21 protein-coding genes are annotated in these 25,531 nt (G+C 63.6%); 15 read left to right on the top strand and 6 right to left on the bottom strand.

What is annotated here, in order from left to right:
- Positions 1 to 138: 138 nt before the first annotated feature.
- Genes rsmA through CAY82_RS15795 form a run of 4 tightly spaced genes read right to left on the bottom strand, consistent with a single transcriptional unit; the run spans position 139 to position 6,053 of the window.
- Entirely contained in the window at positions 139 to 939 is an 801-nt protein-coding gene (gene rsmA, locus CAY82_RS15780) for a 16S rRNA (adenine(1518)-N(6)/adenine(1519)-N(6))-dimethyltransferase RsmA (protein ID WP_013970591.1), read from the bottom strand.
- Positions 936 to 1,925 (bottom strand): 4-hydroxythreonine-4-phosphate dehydrogenase PdxA, encoded by a 990-nt coding sequence (gene pdxA, locus CAY82_RS15785; RefSeq protein ID WP_087502043.1) that lies wholly within the window; start codon positions 1,923 to 1,925, stop codon positions 936 to 938. The genes rsmA and pdxA overlap by 4 nt, the downstream gene beginning before the upstream one ends.
- Positions 1,922 to 3,241 carry a peptidylprolyl isomerase SurA gene (gene surA, locus CAY82_RS15790; protein WP_087502044.1) on the bottom strand — a complete coding sequence of 440 codons (1,320 nt, stop codon included), beginning with the start codon at positions 3,239 to 3,241 and terminating at the stop codon, positions 1,922 to 1,924. Before surA ends, pdxA begins: the two co-directional genes overlap by 4 nt.
- Positions 3,222 to 6,053, bottom strand: coding sequence for an LPS-assembly protein LptD (locus CAY82_RS15795; protein WP_087502045.1), 2,832 nt, complete (start codon positions 6,051 to 6,053; stop codon positions 3,222 to 3,224). Before CAY82_RS15795 ends, surA begins: the two co-directional genes overlap by 20 nt.
- Before the next feature lie 130 nt (positions 6,054 to 6,183).
- Between CAY82_RS15795 and CAY82_RS15800 the strand changes: the two genes are divergently transcribed.
- Genes CAY82_RS15800 through CAY82_RS15810 form a run of 3 tightly spaced genes read left to right on the top strand, consistent with a single transcriptional unit; the run spans position 6,184 to position 8,640 of the window.
- Complete coding sequence (locus CAY82_RS15800; RefSeq protein WP_087502046.1) at positions 6,184 to 7,203, top strand: aminoglycoside phosphotransferase family protein; 1,020 nt, start codon at positions 6,184 to 6,186, stop codon at positions 7,201 to 7,203.
- A complete protein-coding gene (murU, locus tag CAY82_RS15805) occupies positions 7,200 to 7,871 on the top strand; it encodes an N-acetylmuramate alpha-1-phosphate uridylyltransferase MurU (RefSeq protein WP_087502047.1) in 672 nt (223 codons plus the stop codon). Before CAY82_RS15800 ends, murU begins: the two co-directional genes overlap by 4 nt.
- A 1-nt stretch (position 7,872) precedes the next feature.
- Complete coding sequence (locus CAY82_RS15810; RefSeq protein WP_087502048.1) at positions 7,873 to 8,640, top strand: TerB family tellurite resistance protein; 768 nt, start codon at positions 7,873 to 7,875, stop codon at positions 8,638 to 8,640.
- 138 nt (positions 8,641 to 8,778) lie between these two features.
- Here CAY82_RS15810 and CAY82_RS15815 read toward each other — a convergent pair whose 3' ends face one another.
- The gene (locus tag CAY82_RS15815) at positions 8,779 to 9,777 is read right to left on the bottom strand and encodes an alpha/beta hydrolase family protein (RefSeq protein ID WP_087502049.1); all 999 of its coding nucleotides are present in this window, start codon (positions 9,775 to 9,777) and stop codon (positions 8,779 to 8,781) included.
- 94 nt (positions 9,778 to 9,871) lie between these two features.
- On the opposite strand from CAY82_RS15815, the gene CAY82_RS15820 reads away from it, so the two are divergent.
- The 9 genes from CAY82_RS15820 to trpE all read left to right on the top strand — a co-directional run bounded on the left by CAY82_RS15820 (position 9,872) and on the right by trpE (position 20,755).
- Positions 9,872 to 12,259: a transporter substrate-binding domain-containing protein gene (locus CAY82_RS15820; protein WP_087502050.1), complete on the top strand. Its 2,388-nt coding sequence runs from the start codon at positions 9,872 to 9,874 to the stop codon at positions 12,257 to 12,259.
- A gap of 7 nt (positions 12,260 to 12,266) precedes the next feature.
- A complete protein-coding gene (locus tag CAY82_RS15825) occupies positions 12,267 to 12,899 on the top strand; it encodes a response regulator transcription factor (RefSeq protein ID WP_170929296.1) in 633 nt (210 codons plus the stop codon).
- A 295-nt stretch (positions 12,900 to 13,194) separates the two neighbouring features.
- Positions 13,195 to 14,319 carry an ABC transporter ATP-binding protein gene (locus tag CAY82_RS15830; protein WP_087502051.1) on the top strand — a complete coding sequence of 375 codons (1,125 nt, stop codon included), beginning with the start codon at positions 13,195 to 13,197 and terminating at the stop codon, positions 14,317 to 14,319.
- 40 nt (positions 14,320 to 14,359) lie between these two features.
- The gene (locus CAY82_RS15835; RefSeq protein ID WP_087502052.1) at positions 14,360 to 15,394 is read left to right on the top strand and encodes an ABC transporter substrate-binding protein; all 1,035 of its coding nucleotides are present in this window, start codon (positions 14,360 to 14,362) and stop codon (positions 15,392 to 15,394) included.
- Positions 15,395 to 15,454: 60 nt separating this feature from the next.
- Positions 15,455 to 16,702 carry an ABC transporter permease gene (locus CAY82_RS15840; RefSeq protein WP_013970602.1) on the top strand — a complete coding sequence of 416 codons (1,248 nt, stop codon included), beginning with the start codon at positions 15,455 to 15,457 and terminating at the stop codon, positions 16,700 to 16,702.
- An 11-nt stretch (positions 16,703 to 16,713) separates the two neighbouring features.
- The gene (locus CAY82_RS15845; RefSeq protein ID WP_013970603.1) at positions 16,714 to 17,541 is read left to right on the top strand and encodes an ABC transporter permease; all 828 of its coding nucleotides are present in this window, start codon (positions 16,714 to 16,716) and stop codon (positions 17,539 to 17,541) included.
- Between the two features lie 173 nt (positions 17,542 to 17,714).
- Positions 17,715 to 18,389 (top strand): ribulose-phosphate 3-epimerase, encoded by a 675-nt coding sequence (gene rpe, locus CAY82_RS15850; protein ID WP_038408593.1) that lies wholly within the window; start codon positions 17,715 to 17,717, stop codon positions 18,387 to 18,389.
- A complete protein-coding gene (locus CAY82_RS15855; protein WP_087502053.1) occupies positions 18,386 to 19,204 on the top strand; it encodes a phosphoglycolate phosphatase in 819 nt (272 codons plus the stop codon). The genes rpe and CAY82_RS15855 overlap by 4 nt, the downstream gene beginning before the upstream one ends.
- Before the next feature lie 69 nt (positions 19,205 to 19,273).
- The gene (gene trpE / locus CAY82_RS15860) at positions 19,274 to 20,755 is read left to right on the top strand and encodes an anthranilate synthase component I (RefSeq protein WP_087502054.1); all 1,482 of its coding nucleotides are present in this window, start codon (positions 19,274 to 19,276) and stop codon (positions 20,753 to 20,755) included.
- Between the two features lie 32 nt (positions 20,756 to 20,787).
- Here trpE and estP read toward each other — a convergent pair whose 3' ends face one another.
- Positions 20,788 to 22,668, bottom strand: a complete 1,881-nt coding sequence (gene estP, locus CAY82_RS15865) for an esterase EstP (protein ID WP_087502055.1) — start codon at positions 22,666 to 22,668, stop codon at positions 20,788 to 20,790.
- A 370-nt stretch (positions 22,669 to 23,038) separates the two neighbouring features.
- Here estP and CAY82_RS15870 point away from each other — a divergent pair, with 370 nt between their 5' ends.
- Genes CAY82_RS15870 through trpC form a run of 3 tightly spaced genes read left to right on the top strand, consistent with a single transcriptional unit; the run spans position 23,039 to position 25,521 of the window.
- Positions 23,039 to 23,632 (top strand): aminodeoxychorismate/anthranilate synthase component II, encoded by a 594-nt coding sequence (locus CAY82_RS15870; RefSeq protein WP_087502056.1) that lies wholly within the window; start codon positions 23,039 to 23,041, stop codon positions 23,630 to 23,632.
- 9 nt (positions 23,633 to 23,641) lie between these two features.
- On the top strand, positions 23,642 to 24,691 hold the full coding sequence (gene trpD, locus CAY82_RS15875) for an anthranilate phosphoribosyltransferase (RefSeq protein ID WP_087502057.1): 1,050 nt from the start codon (positions 23,642 to 23,644) through the stop codon (positions 24,689 to 24,691).
- Positions 24,688 to 25,521, top strand: coding sequence for an indole-3-glycerol phosphate synthase TrpC (gene trpC, locus CAY82_RS15880; protein WP_087502058.1), 834 nt, complete (start codon positions 24,688 to 24,690; stop codon positions 25,519 to 25,521). The genes trpD and trpC overlap by 4 nt, the downstream gene beginning before the upstream one ends.
- The last annotated feature ends 10 nt before the right edge of the window (positions 25,522 to 25,531 follow it).

Below are 25,531 nucleotides of genomic sequence, written 5' to 3' on the forward strand. Positions count from 1 at the left end.
GCAGGGGCTTGGGGGCTTTGTTGTCAGTGCCGGCCCTTTCGCGGGTAAACCCGCTCTCACAGGGATCACAAAGATTTCAAGGATTGTGCAATTCCTGTGGGAGCGGGTTTACCCGCGAAAGGGCCGATACAGGCGATATCAGGCTTGCTGATCGGCCAACTGGTCAGCCAGGCGCACGAAGGCTGCCAGGTCCAGCTGTTCAGGGCGCAGGCTGCCATCCACGCCAGCCGCTTCGATGGCCGCGCTGTCGAGCAGGCCTTTCATGGTATTGCGCAGGGTCTTGCGGCGCTGGTTGAAGGCTTCGCGTACCACCTGCTCCAGCAGCTTTGCGTCCTTGGCCGGGTACGGCAGCACTTCGTGCGGTACCAGGCGGACGATGGCCGAGTCCACTTTCGGCGGCGGGTTGAAGGCGCCAGGGCCAACGTTGAACAGGTGCTCGACTCGGCAGTGGTACTGCACCATGATCGACAAACGCCCCCAGTCACCACCGCCAGGGCCGGCGGCCATGCGCTCGACCACCTCCTTCTGCAGCATGAAGTGCATGTCGCGGATCAGCCCGGCATGGCTGAGCAGGTGGAAGATCAGCGGGGTGGAGATGTTATAGGGCAGGTTGCCCACCACCTTGAGGCTACGCGGTGGCACGCCCAGCTGGTTGAAGTCGAACTTCAGGGCGTCGCCCTGGTGCAGGCGGAAATTGCTGCGGTCGGCGAACTTGTGCTGCAGGATCGGCACCAGGTCCTTGTCCAGTTCCACCACGTCCAGCTGTGCACCGCTACCCAGCAGGCCTTCGGTCAGGGCGCCCTGGCCCGGGCCGATTTCCAGCAGATGTTCGCCAGCCTTGGCGTTGATGGCGCGCAGGATGCGGTCGATGATGCCGGCGTCGTGCAGGAAGTTCTGGCCGAAGCGCTTGCGCGCCCGGTGTTGGTATTGCTCGTTCATGGTCGGTTCTCGGCCATCTGGTAGGCGGTTTCCAGCGCGACGCGCAGGCTGCCGGTGTCGACCTTGCCGGTACCGGCAAGGTCCAGGGCGGTGCCGTGGTCGACCGACGTACGGATGATCGGCAGGCCCAAGGTCACGTTGACCGCAGCACCGAAGCCTTTGTACTTGAGTACGGGCAGGCCCTGGTCGTGGTACATCGCCAGCACTGCGTCGCAGTGCTCCAGATATTTGGGGGTAAACAGGGTATCGGCCGGCAGTGGCCCGCGCAGGTCCATGCCTTCGGTGCGCAGGCGGGCCAGGGTCGGCTCGATGATGTCGATTTCCTCGCGACCCAGGTGGCCGCCCTCGCCCGCGTGCGGGTTGAGGCCGCACACCAGGATGCGCGGGTTGGCAATGCCAAACTTGTCGCGCATGTCGGCATGCAGGATACGGGTTACACGCTCGATGCGCTCGGCAGTGATGGCGTCGGCAATGTCGCGCAGCGGCAGGTGTGTGGTCACCAGGGCCACGCGCAAGCCACGGGTGGCCAGCATCATGACCACTTGCGCGGTGTGGGTCAGTTCGGCGAGGAACTCGGTATGCCCGGAGAAGGCGATACCGCTTTCGTTGATCACGCCCTTGTGTACAGGGGCGGTGATCATTCCGGCGAAATGCCCGTCCAGACAGCCTTGCCCGGCACGGGTCAGGGTTTCCAGCACGAACGCCGCATTGGCCTTGTCGAGCAGGCCAGGCACTACCGGGGCCGCCAGGGGGGTATCCCAGACGTACAGGCTACCCGCTGGCGCCGGCTGCTCGGGCCATTGGCCTGGCGCTACCGGCAGCAGGTTGACGGCCAGCCCCAGCTGCGTGGCCCGCTCGGCGAGCAGGTCACGGCTGGTAATGGCGATCAGGGGGTGGGGCTGGGCGTCTGCGGCGAGCAACAGGCACAGGTCGGGGCCTATGCCGGCCGGCTCGCCGGGGGTGACGGCGAAGCGCAGGGGCTTCACTGGGCGGCCTGGTCGGTGCCAGGCAGCTTGATTTCAACGTAGGCCTCGTCGCGGATCTGGCGCAGCCAGGTCTGCAGCTCTTCGTCGTACTTGCGGTTGCGCAGTACGCTCATGGCCTGCTGTTCACGCGCCTGCTCGGTGCTGTCAGTGGCGCGGCGGCCCAGCACTTCCAGAACATGCCAGCCGTACTGGGTCTTGAACGGACGGGTGACTTCGCCTTGGGCGGCGTTGGCCATCTGCTCGCGGAACTCCGGTACCAGGCTGTTCGGGTCAACCCAGTTGAGGTCGCCGCCGTTGAGCGCCGAACCCGGGTCTTCCGAGAAGCTCTTGGCCAGTTCGCCGAAGTCTTCGCCGTTCTTGATGCGCTCGTACAGGCGCTCGGCCAGTTGCTCGGTGGCCGCTTCGCTGCGAATTTCGCTTGGCTTGATCAGGATGTGGCGCACGTGCACTTCGTCACGCAGCACGTTCTCGCTGCCACCGCGCTTTTCCTCGAGCTTGAGGATGATGAAACCGTTGGGGATGCGAATGGGCTGAGTGATGTCGCCTACCGCCATGCTGCTGAGCATCTTGGCGAAGTCTGGCGGCAGTTGGCCGGCTTTACGCCAGCCCATCTCACCGCCTTCCAGGGCGTTTTCGCTGGCGGAGCGGGCAATGGCCATCTGGCCGAAGTCCGCGCCCTGCTTGAGCTGCTGGTACACATCGCCAACCTGGCGTGCGGCGGCCTGGATGGCTTCCGAGTTGGCTGCTTCCGGGGTCGGGATCAGGATGTTGGCCAGGCGGTACTCTTCCGACATCTGCATCTTGCCAAGGTCGGAGTTGAGGAAGTTCTTCACTTCCTGCTCGGACACCTGGATACGCTCTGCCACGCGGCGCTGGCGCACGCGGCTGATGATCATTTCGCGCTTGACCTGCTCGCGGGCGTCGTCGAACGACAGGCCGTCACGGGCCAGGGCGGCGCGGAACTGGTCCAGCGACATGCCGTTGCGCTGGGCAATGGTGCCGATGGCCTGATTCAGCTCTTCGTCGGTGATGCGGATGCCGGAGCGCTCGCCGATCTGCAGTTGCAGGTTCTCGACGATCAGGCGTTCCAGCACCTGCTGGTCCAGCGCGCCGGCAGGCGGCATGCCGCCGCCGCGCTTGGCGATGGTTTGCTGGACCTCGCGGACACGCTGGTCCAGCTGGCTTTGCATGACCACGTCGTTGTCGACGATGGCTACCACGCGATCAAGAGGTTGTACCGCGGCATGCACCGCGCCACTCAGCAATGCAACGCCCAGCAACGCTGGGCGCAGTCGATCAATAAGCTTGGTCTTCACGTTCACGGTAACCTTGAATGCCTTGGTCGAGGAAAGATTCGACCTTGTTGCCGACTACACCACCGAGGCCTTTCAGGACGATCTGAAGGAAGATGCCGTGGTCGCCCTTTTCGTTTGCCGGGAGGGCTTGGCTGAAGTCGTCGTAATCGATCCAGTAGCGGTTGATCAGGCGCAGCTTCCAGCAGCAGTTGTCGTACTCGAAACCACCCATGGCTTCCAGGGTGCGGTTGCGGTTGTAGTCATGCTGCCAGCGAGCGATGACGCTCCACTGCGGAACGATCGGCCAGATGACCGAGAAGTCATGCTGCTGGATCTTGTAGTAGTCCTTGATGTAGTTCTCATTGCCTGGAACGCCGTAGTCGCCACCGCCCACTTTCCAGGTACCGGTCGTGGAATCGTAGGAGATGGTGTCGTTACGGTAGCGATAACCGAGGTTGACCACTTTGTTCGGGTTGTCTTCAGGCTGGTAGTGGAACATCGCGCTGCCCGAGCGGGTGCTGCGGCTGTCCGGGTCCCAGTTGAAGTCCGAATTGAAGCGCCAGTCGCGGTTGAAGTAGTAGTTGTATACCAGCGCGTATGGCGACACATCGGACTGCGAGTCGCTGCGGGTGCGATAATCGATACCTGGGAGCTGAACTTTGCGGTCCTTGAAGTAGAAGGCTTGGCCGATGCTGAAGTTCTGGCGCTCGAAGCCGCTTTCTTCGATCCAGCGGGTAGTCACGCCCAGCGACAGTTTGTTCTCGTCGCCGATACGGTCGGTGCCGCTGAAGCGGTTGTCGCGGAACAGCGAGTCGTAGCTGAACAGGGTCTCACCCGAGTCGAACAGCGGGATGTCTCTCTGATCCTTGTACGGGACATAGAGGTAGTACAGGCGCGGTTCGAGGGTTTGCTTGTAGTTGGTGCCGAACAACGACGTATTGCGGTCGAAGTAGAGCCCGCTGTCCACGCTGAAGATCGGTACGTCGCGGTTCAGCGAGCTGTTGTAGCTGCCGTACGCTGGGTTGGCCGATTGCGCGATAGCCTGCGTTTTACCTTGGCTGTCCAGGTCCAGATCGTAGTGGGTATATGCGTACTTCAGCTTGGGAGTCAGGAAGCCGTAGCTGGCTTCCATCGGCAGGCTGATCGACGGCGCAACGTTGAAGCGGTTGCCGTTGGCGCGGGCAATACCGGAAACGTTCTGATCCAGCCGGCGACCGCCTAGCACTTCTCCTGTGACCGGATCCGTGACGACACCTGCGGTTCTGTCTGGCAGACCGTCTTCGTTGAAGACCAGGTCGTTTTTCAGGTCACGATCAAAGCGAACAGCTTCGGTTTCATAGCTAAGGTTCAGCCCACCCGGCTCAAACGGCAGCTTACCGTTGAAGGTAATCTGCGGCAGACGATCATACGGCGTGATCTTCGAGATGGTCGCCATCTCGTAGGCATGCACATTCAACCGCGCGGTGTAGTTGTCACCACGGTAGGTCAGTGCACCCTGCTGGTTCAGCAAGTCCTGGGTTTCAATACCGATCTGGTCGGACTCCAGGTCCTGGAAGTAGAACGGGTCGCTGATGTCGGTGTAGTCCACCTCGGCCATCAGGCGCTCGTCCAGCCCGCCCTTGTGCTGCCAGTTGACCATCCAGCGCTGTTCTTTGTAGTCAGTCTGGTCTTTGCGGTCGTCGTTCTTGTCGTTGAGGTACGCGCCACCGAACTGGCCTTCGCTGGAAGGCGTCAGGTAGCGGAACTCGCCTTCCATCAGCAGGCCGCGCTTGGTCATGTAGCGCGGGTACAACGTGGCGTCGTAGTTCGGCGCCAGGTTGAAGTAGTACGGCGTGACCAGCATGAAGCCGGTGTCGCTGGTGCTGCTGAACGATGGCGGCAGGAAACCGGACTGGCGACGGTCGTCGATCGGGAAGTAGATGTACGGTGTGTAGAACACCGGGAAATCCTTGACCCGCAGCGTAACGTTGGTCGCGGTACCGAAACCGGTGGCCGGGTTCAGGGTGATGTTGTTGCCCTTCAACTGCCAGGCGTTGCTGCCCGGTTCGCAGGTGGTGTACGTACCGTCCTTGAGGCGGATGATGGCGTTTTCGCCACGCTTGGCGTACAGGGCACTGCCGCGGATGTGCGACTTGTGCATCACGTATTCGGCGTTGTCGACCTGGGCTTCACCCGTGTCGAGCTGGATCTGTGCCTCGTCACCGACCACCAGCGAACCGTTGTCACGGATCCTGACGTTGCCTTTGAGCTCGCCACGGTTTTCGGTCTGGTAGAGGTTGGCCTCGTCGGCCTCGGCCTGCATGCTGCCCTGGCGCATCACCACGTCACCGGCGAGAGTAGCGATCTGCTGCTCCTGCTGGTACTTGGACACCTTGGCGTTGATGTAGGTCGGCGACTCGTCCTTAGGCGTGGTATCGGCCATGCCTGGGCGGGTTGGCTCGATGTACGCGCCACCGCAGTACGGGCCGGTTTCGGCCAGCTGCGCGGCAGTGAGTTTTTCTCGCGGTACCCAGTCCAGGTGGCTGTAGTCTTCGCTACGCGACTTCAGGGCACGGCCCTTGGCCTCGGTGACCAGCACCGGCCGGTCCGCAGTTTCGCCTTCGCTCGCGGCTTCGGTGCCGGTGCTGACGGCAGCACCCTCGTGCACCGGGCGCGGCGGCAGGTTGTTGACTGGGGTCTTGGGCTTGCAGTCCCAACCACCGGAGGCGGACACTTGGCAGTCGAACTGTTCGGCTGCCACCACGTATGACGTGGCCAGAGGTTGCAGGGCCAGCAGACCGCCGGTTACCAGCAACGGAAACTTTCTACGAAACGCGGGGGATTTCAATGCCATCTTATTAGTCCGGGCTTCCTGCGTGCCATCTGCCCGCGTGTGGGGCCGCACGCCTCTCGATGGTCTGAAAAAGATGCTGGATAATAAAGCATGACCCGCTTGACGGCTAGGGCCGTCGGAGACCCTTGTAATGCCTGAACACGATGTACGCCTGCAACAACTGACGGTCTGGCTCGATGAGCAGCTCAATGATCTTTTCCGGAAAAACGCCTGGGGCGATGTGCCCGCAGGCAACCTGACCGCGGCCAGCAGCGACGCCAGCTTCCGCCGTTATTTCCGCTGGCAGGGCGCCGGCCACAGCTTCGTGATCATGGATGCGCCACCGCCGCAGGAAAACTGCCGACCGTTCGTCGCCATCGACCACCTGCTGGCCAGTGCCGACGTGCACGTACCGCAGATCCACGCCCAGGACCTGGAGCGCGGCTTCCTGCTGCTGGGTGACCTGGGCCACCAGACATACCTTGACATCATTGATGCCGACAACGCCGACGGCCTGTTCGCCGATGCCATCGACGCGCTGCTGGCGTTCCAGCGCCTGCCAATGGACGCGCCGCTGCCCAGCTACGACGATGCGTTGCTGCGGCGTGAAGTCGAGCTGTTCCCCGAATGGTACGTGGGGCGTGAACTTGGCGTTACCCTCAGCGAAACCCAGAAAGCCACCTGGCAGCGTATCAGCCAGTTGCTGATCGACAGCGCCCTGGCCCAGCCCAAGGTGCTGGTGCACCGCGACTACATGCCGCGCAACCTGATGCAGAGCACGCCCAACCCCGGCGTGCTGGATTTCCAGGATGCCGTGTACGGCCCCGTCACCTACGACATCACCTGTCTGTTCAAGGACGCCTTCCTCAGCTGGCCGCAGGCACGGGTCGAAGGCTGGCTGCGCGACTACTGGCAGAAGGCGCAGGCTGCCGGCATCCCGGTGCAGGCCGACTTCGAGGCGTTTCAGCGTGCCAGCGACCTGATGGGTGTGCAGCGCCACCTCAAGGTAATCGGCATCTTCGCCCGTATTTGCCACCGCGACGGCAAACCCCGTTACCTGGGCGACGTGCCGCGCTTCTTCGCCTATATAAAAGAAGTGATCAGCCGTCGGCCCGAATTGGCGGAGTTGGGTGAGCTGATTGCCGAGTTGCAGGCCGGAGCGCGTGCATGAAGGCAATGATCCTGGCAGCGGGTAAAGGCGAGCGCATGCGCCCGCTGACCCTGCACACCCCCAAACCACTGGTCGCTGTCGCCGGCCAACCATTGATCGAGTACCACCTGCGGGCCCTGGCTGCGGCGGGCGTCACCGAGGTGGTGATCAACCATGCCTGGCTCGGCCAGCAGATCGAAGACCACCTGGGGGATGGCAGCCGTTTCGGCCTGAGCATCCGCTATTCGCCCGAAGGTGAACCGCTGGAAACCGGCGGTGGCATCTTCAAGGCCCTGCCACTGCTTGGGGATGCGCCGTTCCTGTTGGTGAACGGCGATATCTGGACCGACTATGATTTCGCGCGCCTGCAGGTCCCCCTGCAAGGCCTGGCTCACCTGGTGCTGGTCGACAACCCCGGCCATCATGGCCGCGGCGACTTCCGCCTGTTGGGCGAGCGAGTGGTCGATGGTGACGATGCGCCCGGTACGCTGACTTTCAGCGGCCTTTCGGTGCTGCACCCGGCGCTGTTCGAAGGCTGCCAGCCTGGCGCCTTCAAGCTGGCGCCGCTGCTGCGCCAGGCCATGGTGGCGGGCCAGGTCAGTGGCGAGCACTACCGTGGGCACTGGGTAGATGTCGGTACGCTCGAACGCCTGGCCGAGGCCGAGCGCCTGATCGGCGAGCGCGTCTGACATGTGGTGGCCAAGCACGGTGATTGGCGCCGGTGCCGGCTTTGCCGTTGCCAGCATCCCTGGAGCCCTGCTCGGCGCCTTGCTCGGGCAGGCCATGGACCGCCGCCTGCGTTTGCAAGGCTGGGAGGACATGCGCGAGCGCTTGGGCGGGCGTCCCGCCTTGCAGGACGACGAGTTGCTGTTCGTGATGCTCGGGCGTCTGGCCAAGAGCGATGGCCGGGTGGGAGAGCAGCATATCCAGCAGGCGCGCCAGGAAATGGCGCGCCTGGACCTGACCGAAGCGGCTCGGCTGCGCGCGATTGCCGCGTTCAATCGTGGCAAGTCGGGCAAGGACAGGCTGGGTGGGCACCTGCGGCGCATTCGCCAGCAGCCGCATGCGGCCGAAGGTACCCTGCGTGCCTGTTGGCGCATGGTCTGGGCCGACGGCAAGATGGGTAACAAGGAGCGTGAGCTGCTGCTGGACTGGGGGCAGAAACTGGGCCTGAGCCGGCGGCAGGTGCAGGCCATGTCGTTGGAATACGAGCCGCGCAGGGCAGCGGGGCCGGAAGGGGTGGCCATGACCTATGCGGCGGCGTTGCGCTTGCTGGCGGTCGAGGCAGACACCGATGGTGACAAGGTCAAGCAGGCATATCGTCGGCTGGTCAGCCGGCACCACCCGGACAAGCTGGCGGGCACTGGTGCCAGTGATGCGCAGGTGCGTGAAGCGACCGAGCGGACCCGGGAGTTGCATCAGGCTTACGCAATGATCCGTAAGCGGCGCGGCCTGTAAAAGCGGGGGCGCTTCGCACCCCTTTCGCGACACAAGGCCGCTCCCACAAGTACAGCGCAGCCCTCGGGTTTTGCGCGGCACCTGTGGGAGCGGCCTTGTGTCGCGAAAGGGCCGCAAAGCGGCCCCAGAATTCCTGGATCAACCCTGCGGGCTCATCCACCCCCGCACCCGGCGGAACAGTTGTTCCTGCTCGGCCGCCTTGTTCCCCGGCATGGCAATCAGCGACAACTGCCGGTATTGGCTGTCCTTCTGCCGCTTGCTGGCCTGCAGGCGCTGGGTGGCCGCATTGCGGTCACCGCTACGGGTGGCGAAGTAGATGTCGGCAGTCGGCACTCTCAAGGTCGGTGTCAGGCTTTCCAGGTCATGCTCCACCCGCGCTGGTGTCTGCGCGGCGACCATCACCAGTTTCTGCACCTGCGGTGGCTGTTTCTCGCTCAGGTAGCGGGCCGCCCAATACGCGCCGCTGCCATGGCCGATCAGCACGATGCTGCGGGTGTTGTGCTGTTGGGCAAAGGCCACCGCGGCATCCAGGCGGGCGAAAATGCGCTCGGCATCGGCCAGGTCGGTTTGTTCACTGGCCGGTTTGGCGTCAGTGCTCTGTGCGGTGTCGGCATCGGCCGCCGTAGCCTGGGCGACATTGGCATTGGCATCGGCCGGTGCGTCCTTGGCCGGGGCGCTTTCGCCCGTGTCTTGCTCCGGTTCGGCAGCCGGCTTGGCTTCGACCCGCGCCTGCGGGCTGTCGGCGAGCAGGTCGGGCAGGCTGATGCTCAGGCTGTGCCAGCCGATATCGGGGAATTTCTGCCGCAATGGGCCGACTGCATTCGGCCAGTCGGCTGTTTCGCCGGCACCTGGGACGATAATGACCGCCCCTTGCGGGTCGCTGTCGTTGGCAGGTTTCCACAGGGCCAGGAAGCTGTCCGCTCCGGCCTCCAGTGTCTGCTGCTCGGCCTTGGGCACCAGTCGCTCGAGCGCCTGGGCATCCTCTTGGCTGCGCTCCAGCAGCGGTGGGCGCGGGGCCTGGGCAGCGGGTGCCTCGGTGGTGGTGGATGGTTCTGCAGGATCGGCGGCCAGGGCGCCGAGTGGAAGGATCGAGGCCAGGCAGCACATTGCCAGCGTCGTGCGATAAAGTGTGGACATGAGTCAACCCGGGGCCAGAATGATACCGGCAGCCTAATAGTATTTGCCCGTGACGGCCATGCTGCAGGCCGCCTTTGCCAAGACGAGCGTGTAGATGAAGCGAGTGCGTCGCCTGTTGGTTATCGGCTGCTTGTGGCTGCCCTTGATTGCATTGGCCAGGCCCGATGCGGTGCCCCCGGCTGCCCTGGAGCCGGCCCAGCAGCAATGGCTGGAAACGCACCGCAGCCTGCGCGTCGGCCTGGTGTTACAGGCGCCCTACGCTCAGTTCGACCGGCGCCTGCAGCAACTGTACGGTGCCAACGTGGAACTGGTGAGCAGCCTGGCGCAGGTGCTGCGCCTGGACCTGACCTGGCGCAACTTCACCGACCAGGCCAGCCTTGAACATGCCCTGCAGGCCGGCGAAATCGATTTTGCCCCAGGCCTTACCCAGACTCCCACCAGCCTGCGCCTGTGGTTGTTCAGCGACCCTTACATGCGCGTGCCGCAACTGGTGGTGGGGCCGCGCACCGGGACCATGGCCGTAGAACTGGAAACGCTCGGGGCCGAGCAGCGGGTGGCGGTGCGCATGCCCAGCCAACTGGCGGACTACCTGCGCGGCAACTACAGCAATCTCAACCTGCAAGGGGTGCCCGGCGAGCGCGAGGCCCTGCAACTGGTGGTGGGCGGCCAGGCCAGTTTTGCAGTGCTGGATGAAGCCCAGCTCAGCCGCCTGTCGCGCGAAAGCGAGTTCGGCGAGCTGGCGGTGGTCGGCGATATCGGTCTGCCGCAACTATTGCGCATCGGTTCGCGGCGCGACTGGCCGCTGCTGGCCGATGTGCTCGAGCGTGGCCTGCAGGCGCTGCCGGCCAAGGAGCTGGAGCAACTGCACCAGCGTTGGCTGCAGCCAAAGTACCCACGTCTGAGTGAGTCGACTGGTTTCTGGCGGAACCTGGCCTTGCTGTCCAGCATGCTGTTGTTATGCGCGCTGGCCACCCTGGTGTGGCAGCGTCGGCAGCAGCGTCAGTTGGAGCGCAGCCTGCTGGCCACGCGAGAAAGCCTGGTGGAGCGGCAAGTGCGTGAAGAAGCGTTGCGCCTGAGCCAGTTCGCCATCGACCAGAGTACGGTGGGCATCCTCTGGGTCAACTGGGACAGCCACGTACGGTACGCCAACCATGCCGCCGAGCGCATGCTGGGCTATGACGAAGGCGCACTGCTGGAGCGGCCGCTGAGCGACTTTGAACCCAGCCTGAGCATGGACCGCTGGCTGGAGCTGTGGAAGGGCGCGCGTGCCGGGGCTGGCGGTGTTGGCCAGTTCGAGACGCAGTGCCAGCGGGCTGACCACAGCCTGTTGCCGGTCGAGCTGTCGCTGAGTTTTCTGCGCTTTCGTGACTCCGAGTACCTGGTGGTCTACCTCGCCGATGTTACCGAGCGCCACCGCGCCCTGGCGGCCCTGCGCGAAAGCGAGGCGCGGCTCAAGGGGATTGCCGGCAACGTGCCGGGGCTGGTGTTTCGCCTGGAGCGTGACCCGGCGGAGGGCGACCTGGAGTTCCCCTATATCAGCGAGGGTAGCGAGGCGCTGGTGGGCTATACGCCCAGCGAAATTCAGCACCCGCAGATGGGCCTGCGCAACCTGGTGCACCCCGAGGACCGCGCCGATTACCACCGGGTGCAAGACCTGGCCCTGGCCAGCGACCAGGACTGGTCCTGGCAGGGGCGCATCCTCACCCGTCAGGGTGAACAGCGCTGGGCCGACATCAAAGCCAGTACCCGGCGCCTGGGCAACGGCCAGGTGGTGTGGGACGGCGTAGTGTGGGACATCACCCAGGGCAAGCGGGCCGAGTTGGAACTGGCCAGATCCCAGGAGCAGCTGCGCGAACTGTCGGCCCACCTGGAGAGTGTGCGGGAGGAAGAAAAGGCCCGCATCGCTCGGGAAGTACACGATGAACTGGGGCAGATGCTGACCGTGCTCAAGCTGGAGGTGTCGATGTGCGAGTTGGCCTTTGCCGAGCTGGACCCGGGCCTGAACGAGCGCCTGGCCAGCATGAAGCGCCTGATCGCCCAGCTGTTCCAGCTGGTGCGCGACGTGGCCACTGCCTTGCGCCCGCCGATTCTCGATGCCGGCATTGCTTCGGCGATTGAGTGGCAGGCGCGGCGCTTTGAAGCACGCACGCAAATCCCCTGCCTGGTACAAGTACCGGATAATCTGCCAGCATTGAGCGATGCCAAGGCTACCGGGCTGTTCCGTATCCTCCAGGAGGCGCTGACCAACGTGATGCGACATGCCCAGGCGCACAGCGTGGAGATCGAGCTGGTGCGTGAGCACGGGCAATTGCGCATGACCGTCAGCGATGACGGCCAGGGTTTTTGCCGCGATCAGCCCCGGCCCACCTCGTTCGGCCTGGTAGGGGTGCGTGAGCGGGTGCTGATGCTGGGCGGCAGCATGGCGCTGGACAGCGAACCGGGCGAAGGCACCAGCCTGAGCGTAGCCATACCGTTGGAGTAGGAGAGCGATCGTGATTCGAGTGCTGGTGGCCGAAGACCACACCATTGTCCGTGAAGGTATCAAGCAGTTGATTGGCCTGGCCAAGGACATGCAGGTAGCGGGGGAAGCCGGTAATGGCGAGCAGTTGCTGGAAACCCTGCGCCACACGCCGTGCGAGGTGGTATTGCTGGATATCTCGATGCCGGGCGTGAATGGCCTGGAGGCGATACCGCGGATCCGCGCGTTGCACGACGCCCCCGCGATCCTGATGCTGTCTATGCATGATGAAGCGCAGATGGCGGCACGGGCACTGAAGGCCGGGGCGGCGGGCTATGCAACCAAGGACAGCGACCCGGCGCTGTTGCTGACCGCGATTCGGCGGGTTGCCGCTGGCGGGCGCTATATCGACCCGGCGCTGGCCGACCGCATGGTTTTCGAAGTGGGCCTGACCGAGTCGCGGCCGTTGCACACCCTGCTGTCGGAGCGGGAGTTTTCGGTGTTCGAGCGCCTGGCCCAGGGCGCCAACGTCAACGACATCGCCCAGCAGCTGGCACTGTCGAGCAAGACCATCAGCACCCACAAGGCGCGCCTGATGCAGAAGCTGAAAGTGAACTCGCTGGCGGAGCTGGTGAAGTACGCCATGGAGCACAAGCTGGTCTGATTGCGACATGCACTTCCTGACGCCTGTAGCGAGTCCCTGTGGGAGCGGGTTTACCCGCGAAAGGGCCTGACCTGCCATCTGCGGTGCCTGGGTCGGCCTCTTCGCGGGTGAACCCGCTCCCACAGCGGGCGCCGGAGGGCTGAGGGGAGCATTCCAAACCCGCCATCCTTGTAGGGGAATCCCTACAAAAAATCTTCCATCCGGATGATGGCATTCTCTCAGCCCCCCCGATTTTCCGGCGCTTGCCGCTTGTCTAGTCTTTGCCTACGCAGTCATCCAACAAGAAGGTGCAGGCATGAGCGAGGCGAAGTCGAACGCTGCAACCAGCGAAACGCTGGTCAGCTTCCGTGGTGTGCAGAAGAGCTACGACGGCGAGTCGCTGATCGTCAAAAACCTCAACCTTGATATTCGCAAGGGTGAATTCCTTACCCTGCTTGGTCCGTCCGGTTCGGGCAAGACCACCAGCCTGATGATGCTGGCCGGCTTCGAAACCCCCACCGCCGGTGAAATCCAGCTGGCCGGGCGTTCGATCAACAACGTGCCGCCGCACAAACGCGACATCGGCATGGTGTTCCAGAACTACGCGCTGTTCCCGCACATGACCGTGGCCGAGAACCTGGCCTTCCCCCTGACCGTGCGCAACCTGAGCAAGACCGACATCAGCGAGCGGGTCAAGCGGGTGCTGAACATGGTCCAGCTTGACGCCTTCGCCAAGCGCTACCCTGGCCAGCTGTCCGGCGGCCAGCAGCAGCGCGTGGCCCTGGCCCGGGCGTTGGTGTTCGAGCCGCAGCTGGTGCTGATGGACGAACCGCTGGGCGCCCTCGACAAGCAGTTGCGTGAACACATGCAAATGGAGATCAAGCACATCCACCAGCGCCTCGGCGTCACCGTGGTGTACGTGACCCACGACCAGGGCGAAGCATTGACCATGTCCGACCGTGTGGCAGTGTTCCACCAGGGCGAAATCCAGCAGATCGCCGACCCGCGCACGCTGTACGAAGAACCCTGCAACACCTTCGTCGCCAACTTCATCGGCGAGAACAACCGCATCAACGGCACGCTGCTGGGCAGTGATGGCAAACGCTGCCAGGTGCAGTTGCCACGTGGCGAGCGGGTCGAGGCGCTGGCGGTAAATGTCGGCCAGGCCGGCGAGCCGGTGACCCTGTCGATTCGCCCGGAGCGCGTGCGGCTGAACGGCCACAGCGAAAGCTGCGTCAACCGCTTCTCGGGCCGGGTGGCTGAATTCATTTACCTGGGCGACCACGTGCGGGTGCGCCTGGAAGTTTGCGGCAAGGGCGACTTCTTCGTGAAACAGCCGATTGCCGAGCTCGACCCGGCCCTGGCCGTGGGCGATGTGGTACCGCTGGGCTGGGAGGTGGAGCACGCCCGCGCGCTCGATCCGATTGCCGAAGCCCATTGATGGTTTGCTTCACCAACCCTGTACTGTGGAGAGAATAATAATGCGCAAGCAGTTGAAACTGACCGCCCTGGCCCTGGGGCTGTTCGCCGCTGGCCAGGCCATGGCCGCAGACCTCACCGTGGTCTCGTTCGGCGGCGCCAACAAGGCGGCCCAGGTCAAGGCGTTCTACGAGCCGTGGGAGAAGGCCGGCAAAGGCAAGATCGTCGCTGGCGAGTACAACGGCGAAATGGCCAAGGTCAAAGCCATGGTCGACACCAAGAGCGTGTCGTGGAACCTGGTGGAAGTGGAGTCGCCAGAGCTGGCCCGCGGCTGTGACGAGGGCATGTTCGAAGAGCTCGACCCGGCTCTGTTCGGCAACGAGGGTGACTACGTGCCGGGCGCCATCCAGCCCTGCGGTGTGGGCTTCTTCGTGTGGTCCACGGTACTGGCCTACAACGCCGACAAGCTGAAGACCGCACCGACCAGCTGGGCCGATTTCTGGGACACCAAGAAATTCCCGGGCAAGCGCGGCCTGCGCAAGGGTGCCAAATACACCCTGGAATTCGCCCTGATGGCCGACGGGGTGGCGCCGAAGGACGTGTACCAGGTGCTGGGTACCAAAGAGGGCGTGGACCGCGCCTTCAAGAAGCTCGACGAACTCAAGCCAAGCATCCAGTGGTGGGAAGCCGGCGCCCAGCCGCCGCAGTACCTGGCCTCGGGTGACGTGGTCATGAGCTCGGCCTACAACGGCCGCATCGCTGCGGTGCAGAAAGAGAGCAACCTCAAGGTGGTGTGGAACGGCGGCATCTACGACTTCGACGCCTGGGCCATTCCAAAAGGTGCCAAGGATGTCGAGGAAGCGAAGAAATTCATCGCCTTCAGCGTGCAGCCCGAGCAGCAGAAGACCTACTCCGAGAACATCGCCTACGGCCCGGCCAATTCCAAGGCCGTGAGCCTGCTGTCGGACGCGGTGAAGAAGGATATGCCGACCACGCCTGAAAACATCGCCAACCAGGTGCAGATCGACGTCGCCTTCTGGGCCGATAACAGCGAGCAGCTGGAGCAACGCTTCAACGCCTGGGCGGCGAAGAAGTAAACGTCCAGTGCAGGGGGCCGCAAAGCGGCCCCATTTTCAGTTCGTATCGCGGAGTTCGCCATGGCCATTGCAGTGCCCCTCAAAGAAGGCGCAGGTCCAAGTCTCAAGCAGCGCCTCAAGCATGCCGAGCGGGTCAACCGCTGGAAAGCGCAGGCATTGATCGCGCCGCTGGCGCTGTTTCTCCTGCTGGTGTTCCTGGTGCCGATCGCAGCCCTGCTGTACAAGAGCGTCGGTAACCCGGAGGTGGTAGGCGGCCTGCCGCGCACCGTGGGCGTCATCACCCAGTGGGATGGCAAGAGCCTGCCGGGTGAGGACGTGTACAAGGCGTTGAGCCAGGACCTGGCCGAATCGCGCAAGAACCAGACCCTGGGCGACCTGTCCAAACGCCTGAACATGGAGCTGGCCGGCTATCGTAGCCTGTTGGCCAAGACCGCGCGGGCGCTGCCGTTCAAGAGCGAACCTGCTTCCTATAAAGATGCCTTGCAGGCCCTCGACGAGCGTTGGGGCGACCCGGCCTACTGGCAGGCGATCCGTCGCAACACCAGCACGGTCACCTCGTTCTACCTGTTGGCTTCGCTCGACCACCGTATCGATGACCTTGGCGAACTGGCCAAGGCCACCCCGGACCAGGCCATTTACCTGGACATCTTCGCCCGCACCCTGTGGATGGGTGTGGTGATTACCGCCATTTGCCTGGTGCTGGCCTATCCGCTGGCCTACCTGTTGGCCAACCTGCCGACTCGGCAGAGCAACCTGCTGATGATCCTGGTGCTGTTGCCGTTCTGGACCTCGATCCTGGTGCGGGTGGCGGCGTGGATCGTGCTGCTGCAGTCGGGTGGCCTGATCAACAGCGCGCTGATGGCCATGGGCATCATCGACCAGCCGCTGGAACTGGTGTTCAACCGTACCGGCGTGTACATCTCGATGGTGCACATCCTGCTGCCGTTCATGATCCTGCCGCTGTACAGCGTGATGAAGGGCATTTCGCCCAGCTACATGCGCGCGGCGATCTCGCTGGGCTGCCACCCGTTCGCCAGCTTCTGGCGGGTCTACTTCCCGCAGACCTACGCCGGCGTTGGCGCCGGTTGCCTGCTGGTGTTCATCCTGGCCATCGGCTACTACATCACCCCGGCACTGCTGGGCAGCCCGAACGACCAGATGGTCAGCTACTTCGTGGCCTTCTATACCAACACCAGCATCAACTGGGGCATGGCCACCGCGCTGGGTGGGCTGTTGCTGCTGGCGACCGTGCTGTTGTACCTGATCTATAGCTGGCTGGTCGGTGCCAGCCGCCTGCGCCTGAGCTGAGGAGCCTTGTCATGCTGAGCCCTTACATGTCGCCCGTGGAGCGGGTGTGGTTCTACAGCCTGCGCATTCTTTGCGGCTTGATCTTGCTGTTCCTCATACTGCCGGTTCTGGTGATCGTGCCGCTATCGTTCAACAGTGGCAGTTTCCTGGTGTACCCGCTGCAGGGCTTCTCGCTGCAGTGGTACCAGGACTTCTTCGGCTCGGCCGAGTGGATGCGGGCCTTGAAGAACAGCATCATCGTCGCTCCGGCGGCCACGGTGCTGGCCATGGTGTTCGGCACCCTGGCGGCCATCGGCCTGACCCGTGGCGACTTCCCGGGCAAGTCGCTGGTGATGGCGCTGGTAATTTCGCCGATGGTGGTGCCGGTGGTGATCATCGGTGTGGCCAGCTACCTGTTCTTCGCCCCGCTGGGCATGGGCAACAGCTTCACCTCGCTGATCCTGGTACATGCGGTACTGGGTGTGCCGTTCGTCATCATTACCGTGTCGGCGACCTTGCAGGGTTTCAACTACAACCTGGTGCGCGCGGCAGCCAGCCTGGGTGCCTCTCCACTGCTGACTTTCCGCCGGGTGACCCTGCCGCTGATCGCGCCTGGGGTGATTTCGGGGGCATTGTTCGCCTTTGCCACGTCGTTTGACGAAGTAGTGGTGACCCTGTTCCTGGCCGGGCCGGAGCAGGCGACCCTGCCGCGGCAGATGTTCAGTGGTATTCGCGAGAACCTGAGCCCGACCATTGCCGCGGCGGCGACCTTGCTGATTGCCTTCTCGGTGGTGCTGCTGCTGACCCTGGAGTGGTTGCGTGGGCGTAGCGAGAAGCTGAGAACCCAGCAGCCTGGTTGAAGGTATGTTGCCTGTGCTCGCCTCTTCGCGGCTAAAGCCGCTCCCACAGGGTTTGTGCACCTGTGGGAGCGGCTTTAGCCGCGAAGAGGCCAGTACAGGTTGATGCTAATCAGCCTTCATCCGCTTCCCTGGGTTACAATGCGCGCCACCGTGATTCTGCCAACAGGTGCGCCATGCAGCCCTACGCTATTGCCCCCTCCATTCTCTCCGCCGATTTCGCCCGTCTGGGCGAGGACGTCGACAAGGTATTGGCCGCGGGTGCCGACATCGTCCACTTCGATGTCATGGACAACCACTACGTGCCCAACCTGACCATCGGTCCGATGGTCTGCACCGCCCTGCGCAAGTACGGCGTCACCGCTCCGATCGACGTGCACCTGATGGTCAGCCCTGTCGACCGCATCATCGGCGACTTCATCGAAGCTGGCGCTACCTACATCACCTTCCACCCAGAAGCTTCGCAGCACATTGACCGTTCGCTGCAACTGATCAAGGACGGTGGCTGCAAGGCCGGCCTGGTGTTCAACCCGGCCACCAGCCTGGATGCCCTGAAGTACGTGATGGACAAGGTCGACATGGTGCTGCTGATGAGCGTCAACCCAGGTTTCGGCGGGCAGAAGTTCATCCCTGGTACCCTCGACAAGCTGCGCGAGGCGCGTGCGCTGATCGATGCCAGTGGCCGTGATATCCGCCTGGAAATCGACGGTGGCGTCAACGTCAATAACATCCGCGAGATCGCTGCCGCTGGCGCCGACACCTTCGTGGCCGGCTCGGCGATCTTCAACGCCCCGGACTACCAGGAAGTCATCGCCAGGATGCGCGCCGAACTGGCTCAGGCCCGGCCATGAGCGGCTTCGAGCAGCTGTTCCCGGGGACGCTGCCCAGGCTGGTGATGTTCGATCTGGACGGTACCCTGATCGATTCCGTACCAGACCTGGCCGCCGCCGTGGACCGCATGCTGCTCGAACTGGGGCGCCCGCCTGCAGGTCTGGAGGCGGTGCGCCATTGGGTGGGCAACGGCGCCCAGGTGTTGGTGCGTCGGGCGCTGGCCGGTGGTATCGACCACGCCGCGGTGGACGATGTGCTGGCTGCCCAGGCGCTGGCATTGTTCATGGATGCCTATGCCGAAAGCCACGAACTGACCGTGGTCTACCCCGGTGTGCAGGACACCCTGCGCTGGCTGCGCAAGCAGGGCGTGGAGATGGCGCTGATCACCAACAAGCCCGAGCGCTTCGTTGGCCCATTGCTCGACCAGATGAAGATCGGCAACTACTTCCGCTGGATCATCGGCGGCGACACCCTGCCACAGAAAAAGCCCGACCCGGCGGCGCTGCTGTTCGTCATGCAGATGGCCGGCGTTACCCCGCAACAGTCGCTGTTCGTCGGCGATTCGCGCAGTGACGTGCTGGCGGCCAAGGCGGCTGGCGTGCAGTGCGTGGGGCTGACCTACGGTTACAACCATGGCCGGCCGATCCACGACGAATCCCCCAGTCTGGTGATTGACGACCTGCGCGCATTGTTGCCCGGTTGCGCAGACCCGGCCACTGGGATAACGTTGGCGGACCTTCAAGCCTCACAAGACAGAGAGTCCACCGTGGCGGTTACTGGCAAATTCTGGATGAAAGTCATCAAGGCCCTGGCCCGTTGGCGTTGGCGCGCCTGACTTTAGCCTGCCGGCGCGTGCCGGCCCGTCCGTTTGCCTGACCTATTGCTGCTTGCCACGAGGCTACCCATGATCCGCGAAGAATTCCTGCGCCTGGCCGCTGCCGGCTACAACCGCATTCCCCTGGCCTGCGAGACCCTGGCCGACTTCGATACGCCCCTCTCTATCTACCTGAAACTGGCCGACCAGCCCAACTCGTACCTGCTCGAATCGGTGCAGGGCGGCGAGAAATGGGGCCGTTACTCCATGATCGGCTTGCCGTCGCGCACCGTGATGCGTGTGCACGGTTACCACGTCAGCATCCTGCAGGATGGGGTGGAGGTGGAAAGCCACGATGTCGAAGACCCGCTGGCCTTCGTCGAAACCTTCAAGGACCGTTACAAGGTTGCCGATATCCCCGGCCTGCCGCGCTTCAACGGCGGCCTGGTCGGCTACTTCGGCTACGATTGCGTGCGCTATGTGGAGAAGCGCCTGGGCGCCTGCCCCAACCCGGACCCGCTGGGCGTGCCGGACATCCTGTTGATGGTGTCCGATGCAGTGGTGGTGTTCGACAACCTGGCGGGCAAGATGCACGCGATCGTGCTGGTCGACCCGACTGAAGAGCAGGCTTTCGAACACGGCCAGGCACGCCTGCAAGGCCTGCTGGAAACCCTGCGTCAGCCGATCACCCCACGCCGTGGCCTGGAGCTGGGTGGCCCGCAGGCTGCCGAGCCGGAATTCCGCTCCAGCTATACCCGCGAGGATTACGAGAACGCCGTCGGACGCATCAAGGAATACATCCTGGCCGGTGACTGCATGCAGGTGGTGCCGTCGCAGCGCATGTCGATCGACTTCAAGGCTGCGCCAATCGACCTGTACCGCGCTCTGCGCTGCTTCAACCCGACGCCGTACATGTACTTCTTCAACTTTGGCGACTTCCATGTGGTCGGCAGCTCGCCCGAGGTGCTGGTACGCGTCGAGGACAACCTGGTCACCGTGCGCCCGATTGCCGGCACCCGCCCGCGTGGAGCTAGCGAGGAGGCCGACCGCGCGCTGGAAGACGACCTGCTGTCGGACGACAAGGAAATTGCCGAACACCTGATGTTGATCGACCTGGGCCGTAACGACGTCGGTCGCGTGTCCTCGACTGGCAGCGTGCGCCTGACCGAGAAGATGGTGATCGAGCGCTATTCCAATGTGATGCACATTGTGTCCAACGTCACTGGCCAGCTGCGCGAAGGGCTGACGGCGATGGACGCATTGCGGGCGATCCTGCCGGCCGGTACGCTTTCGGGGGCGCCGAAGATTCGTGCGATGGAGATCATCGATGAGCTGGAGCCGGTCAAGCGTGGGGTTTACGGTGGGGCGGTCGGTTACTTTGCCTGGAATGGCAACATGGATACCGCCATTGCCATCCGTACCGCGGTAATCAAGGACGGTGAGCTGCATGTGCAGGCCGGTGGCGGCATCGTTGCCGACTCGGTGCCGGCGCTGGAGTGGGAAGAAACCATCAACAAGCGCCGGGCGATGTTCCGCGCGGTGGCGCTGGCTGAGCAGACTTCGGCCAAATAAATTGATAGGGGCCGCAGAGCGGCCCCATCAGTTCAGAAGTCGACGCTGACGCCCAAACTCACCCCCTGCTGGGTCAACTTATCACTCTTGCGCCAGTTGTAGTTGCCGCGCAAATGCACCCCCGCCACCACTTCATGGCTCACCCCCAGGCTCGCCCGGGTCAGGTCGCTGTGCGGCGTATACCCGGTCAGGGTGAAGTCGTTCGCTGGCAGGCTGGTCAGGTGCATCGTCACATCCTGCTGGTCATCCTCAAACTCATGTTCCTGTGCCACCTCGGCGACCAGCCGGGTACTCGGCAGTACCTGCACACTGCCCAGCAACCCCACGCCCAAACGGCGTGAGGTACGTTCCTGGTCATCGAAGCCCAGCGCCGTCGAACGCCCGCTCTTCTCGTCATAGCCATCCACCTTCACCCGTGCATAGTCGGCGCTGATGAACGGCGCCAGCTGCCAGCTGCTGCCCTCGGCCGCCAGGTTGTAGCCCAGCCGCCCTGACATCGCCCAGGCCTCGCCATCGGTGTCGCCCTTTTCGCTGCGGTCGTTCACGCCAAGAGCGAAGGTGCGCTTGAGGTCGCTGTAGTCCAGGTGCCCGGCGGTCAGCGCCGCGTCGGCCCACCAGCGGTCCTGGCGGTATTGGGCGAAGGCGCTGGCCAGGTAGCTATCCAGCTTGTAGTCCGAGTCCTGTTCGCCGGCTTCCAGCTTCTGCCGGTATACGCCGCCGGCCAGGCCCAGGCGCCAGGCATCGTTCAGGCGGTAGCTGCCGCCCAAGGTCAGGTTAAAGCCGCGGCCGTCCCCGCTGGCTGCGCTGCGCTGGCCGTCGAAGTCGAGGTCCTGGGCTCCAGTGGCGACGAAGGCCTGCCACTGGCCAACTGCCTGCCAGGGTGTCTGCCACTGGTTGCGCAATTCATCCTGGTGGGCGCGCAGGCTGGCGTGGGCCATTTCCGGCAGCAGGGTCAGTTCCCAAGGGGCAGCGATGATCGAATAGGCGTAGTCGGCAATCAGTTGCTGGCCGGCGATGGTCGGGTGCACCGAGTCGTTGAACAGCAGCTTGGTCGGATCTGGCGTGATGCCGTTGATGCCATATACCGGGTTTTCCAGGCAGCCTTCACCGCTGTAGCAGGTGCCGACCAGATTCTGGCCGGTGGCCAGGCCGAACTGGTCAGGGCTGGCCAGCGCTTCGCTCAGCAACACAGGGATGTTCAGCGGAATGATTTCGGCATCGATCTGCCCCAACTGGCTGAGCAGCGACTGGTTGAACGCACCGGACAGCAGCGACAACTGGTTCTGCCCCGGCGTGCCGCTGTAGTTCGGGGTCTGGCCGAGGTCGGGCAGCAGCCAGACCATGATGTAGCGGGCGCCACCTTGCTGCAGGGCCTTCGCGCTCTCGGCCAGGCGGGTGCCAGCGGCAACGGCATCGGCCGGGCTCTTGACCAGGCCTTGCAGGAAGTCGTTGCCGCCACCGGTCAGGTAGTACAACGCGTTGGGGTCGGCGCGCAGGCCGTTGGCCAGGTAGCCCGGTTTTTCTCGCAGTACCTGCCCGGCGCCGGGGCGCCCGGGTGGGATGACTGTCTTGGACGTAGTGGTGATCGAATCCAGGATCTGCTGGGTGGTATAGCCGCCAACGGCCCAGTTGTTGCCGTCGGGAACTCCCAGTGCCGGGTTGATGGGGGAGGTGGAAGGGCCCAGCGCTGTCGGGTCTACCCCTAGCCGTCCACCAAGGATCATCGGCGACACCGGCGCATAATTGCCATCGGCATCGCGGTTGGTAAAGCGCACTCCGCCAAACTGTCCCGCGTCGCTGAGGCTGTCGCCAAACACGATCATGCTGGAGTAGGGAGAGGGGGCGGCGAAGGCCTGGCTGCAGGCTAAGCCCAATGAGGCGAGGGTAAAGCGCAATAACGGTGCTTTTCGCATCTGGGAATATCCTTTTCTTTGTTTTTTATGAAGGACAACCCGATCGACCTTAGCAAATCGCAGGGCATCCCTCCCAAGTCCATTCGTTTCCCCGTGTTTACAGGCATATTGCGCCCGCCGCCCCGGTAGGCTACTGTGCCGTGACGTATGAGCGAGACCTATCCTGTGTTGATCGTCAGCAAACTCTTGATGCGCGTAATCAAGGCCCACGCCCGTTGGCGTTGGCGCGCCTGACTTTATCTTCTGCCGGCCCGTCCGGCCCGCCCCCGTTTGCCTTCCTGTCTACCGCACCTTGTGGCAAAGCCGCGCCTGTTGGCGGGTGCAGAAAGGTTCGAATTCTGAAGTCAGTAGATTCAAGAGGTTTAACCCGATGTTACTGATGATCGACAATTACGACTCATTCACTTACAACGTCGTTCAGTACCTTGGCGAGCTGGGTGCCGAGGTAAAGGTCATTCGCAATGACGAAATGACCATCTCCCAGATCGAAGCCCTCAACCCCGAGCGCATCGTCGTATCTCCAGGCCCGTGCACGCCGAGCGAGGCGGGCGTTTCCATCGAGGCCATCCTGCATTTTGCCGGCAAGCTGCCGATCCTCGGCGTATGCCTGGGCCATCAGTCCATCGGCCAGGCCTTTGGCGGCGATGTGGTACGTGCCCGTCAGGTAATGCACGGCAAGACCAGCCCGGTCCACCACCGCGACCTGGGTGTGTTCGCCGGCCTCAACAACCCGTTGACCGTGACCCGTTACCACTCGCTGGTGGTGAAGCGCGAAACCTTGCCCGAGTGCCTGGAAGTGACCGCCTGGACCGCTCATGCTGACGGTTCGGTCGACGAGATCATGGGCCTGCGCCACAAAACGCTGAATATCGAAGGGGTGCAGTTCCACCCCGAGTCGATCCTGACCGAACAGGGCCACGAACTGTTCGCCAACTTCCTCAAGCAGACCGGCGGCCGCCGCTAAGGATCGAACATGGATATCAAGAGCGCGTTGAGCCGTATCGTCGGCCAGCTTGACCTTTCTACCGAGGAAATGCGCGACGTCATGCGCCAGATCATGACCGGCCAGTGCAGCGAAGCGCAGATCGGCGCTTTCCTGATGGGCATGCGCATGAAGAGCGAAAGCATCGACGAGATCGTGGGTGCGGTGTCGGTGATGCGCGAGCTGGCCGAGAAGGTCGAACTGCAGAGCCTCGATGGCGTGGTCGATATCGTCGGTACCGGCGGTGATGGCGCCAACATCTTCAATGTGTCCACCGCCTCGTCGTTCGTCCTGGCGGCGGCGGGTTGCACCGTTGCCAAGCACGGCAACCGCGCGGTATCGGGCAAGAGCGGCAGTGCCGACCTGCTGGAAGCCGCTGGCATCTACCTGAACCTGACGCCCACCCAGGTGGCCCGCTGCATCGACAGCCTGGGCATCGGCTTCATGTTCGCGCAAAGCCATCATTCGGCCATGAAGCACGCTGCCGGCCCGCGTCGCGACCTGGGGCTGCGTACCCTGTTCAACATGCTCGGCCCGCTTACGAATCCGGCCGGGGTGAAGCATCAGGTGGTCGGTGTATTCGCCCAAGCCCTGTGCCGCCCGTTGGCGGAAGTACTGCAGCGCCTGGGCAGCAAGCACGTGCTGGTGGTGCACTCGAAGGACGGCCTGGACGAGTTCAGCCTGGCTGCGCCTACCTTCGTCGCCGAACTGAAGAATGGCGAAATCACCGAATACTGGGTAGAGCCGGAAGACCTCGGCATGAAGAGCCAGAGCCTGCACGGCCTGGCCGTCGAGAACCCGCAGGCGTCGCTGGAGCTGATCCGCGATGCGCTTGGCCGGCGCAAGACCGAAAACGGCCAGAAGGCCGCTGAGATGATCGTGCTCAATGCGGGCGCGGCGCTGTATGCCGCTGACCATGCCATGAGCCTGAAAGCCGGTGTGGAACTGGCCCACGACGTACTGCACACCGGGCTGGCCTGGGAGAAGCTGCAGGAGCTGGGTGCCTTTACTGCAGTATTCAAGGTGGAGAACGAAGCATGAGTGTGCCGACGGTGCTGGAAAGGATCATTGCCCGCAAGTTCCAGGAAGTGGCTGAGCGCAGCGCGCGCGTCAGCCTCGCCGAGCTGGAGGGCCTGGCCAAGGCCGCCGACGCCCCGCGTGGCTTTGCCAAGGCCCTGATCGAGCAAGCCGGGCGCAAGCAGCCGGCGGTAATTGCCGAAATCAAGAAGGCCTCGCCGAGCAAGGGGGTGATCCGCGAGCATTTCGTGCCGGCGGAAATCGCCGTCAGCTACGAGAAGGGTGGGGCGACTTGCCTGTCGGTGCTGACCGATGTGGATTACTTCCAGGGCGCCGACGAGTACCTGCAGCAGGCCCGTGCGGCGGTGTCGCTGCCGGTGATCCGCAAGGACTTCATGGTTGACCCGTACCAGATCGTCGAAGCCCGGGCCCTCGGCGCGGACTGTGTGCTGCTGATCGTGTCGGCGCTGGATGACGTGAAGATGGCCGAACTGGCGGCCACGGCCAAGGATGTCGGCCTCGACGTGCTGGTGGAAGTGCACGACGGCGATGAACTGGAGCGCGCGTTGAAAACCCTGGATACACCGCTGGTGGGGGTGAACAACCGCAACCTGCACACCTTCGAGGTCAGCCTGGAAACCACCCTCGACCTGCTGCCACGTATTCCGCGTGATCGCCTGGCGATCACCGAGAGCGGTATCTTGAACCGGGCCGATGTGGAGCTGATGGCGATCAACGAGGTCTACTCGTTCCTGGTCGGTGAGGCGTTCATGCGCGCCGAGCAGCCAGGGCTTGAGCTGCAGCGGTTGTTCTTCCCGGAGCAGGTGAAGAAGACTGTTCAGCAACTGGACTGATCGAAACGAA

It is taken from the genome of Pseudomonas sp. SID14000 (assembly GCF_002165135.1).
Taxonomy (GTDB): Bacteria; Pseudomonadota; Gammaproteobacteria; order Pseudomonadales; family Pseudomonadaceae; genus Aquipseudomonas.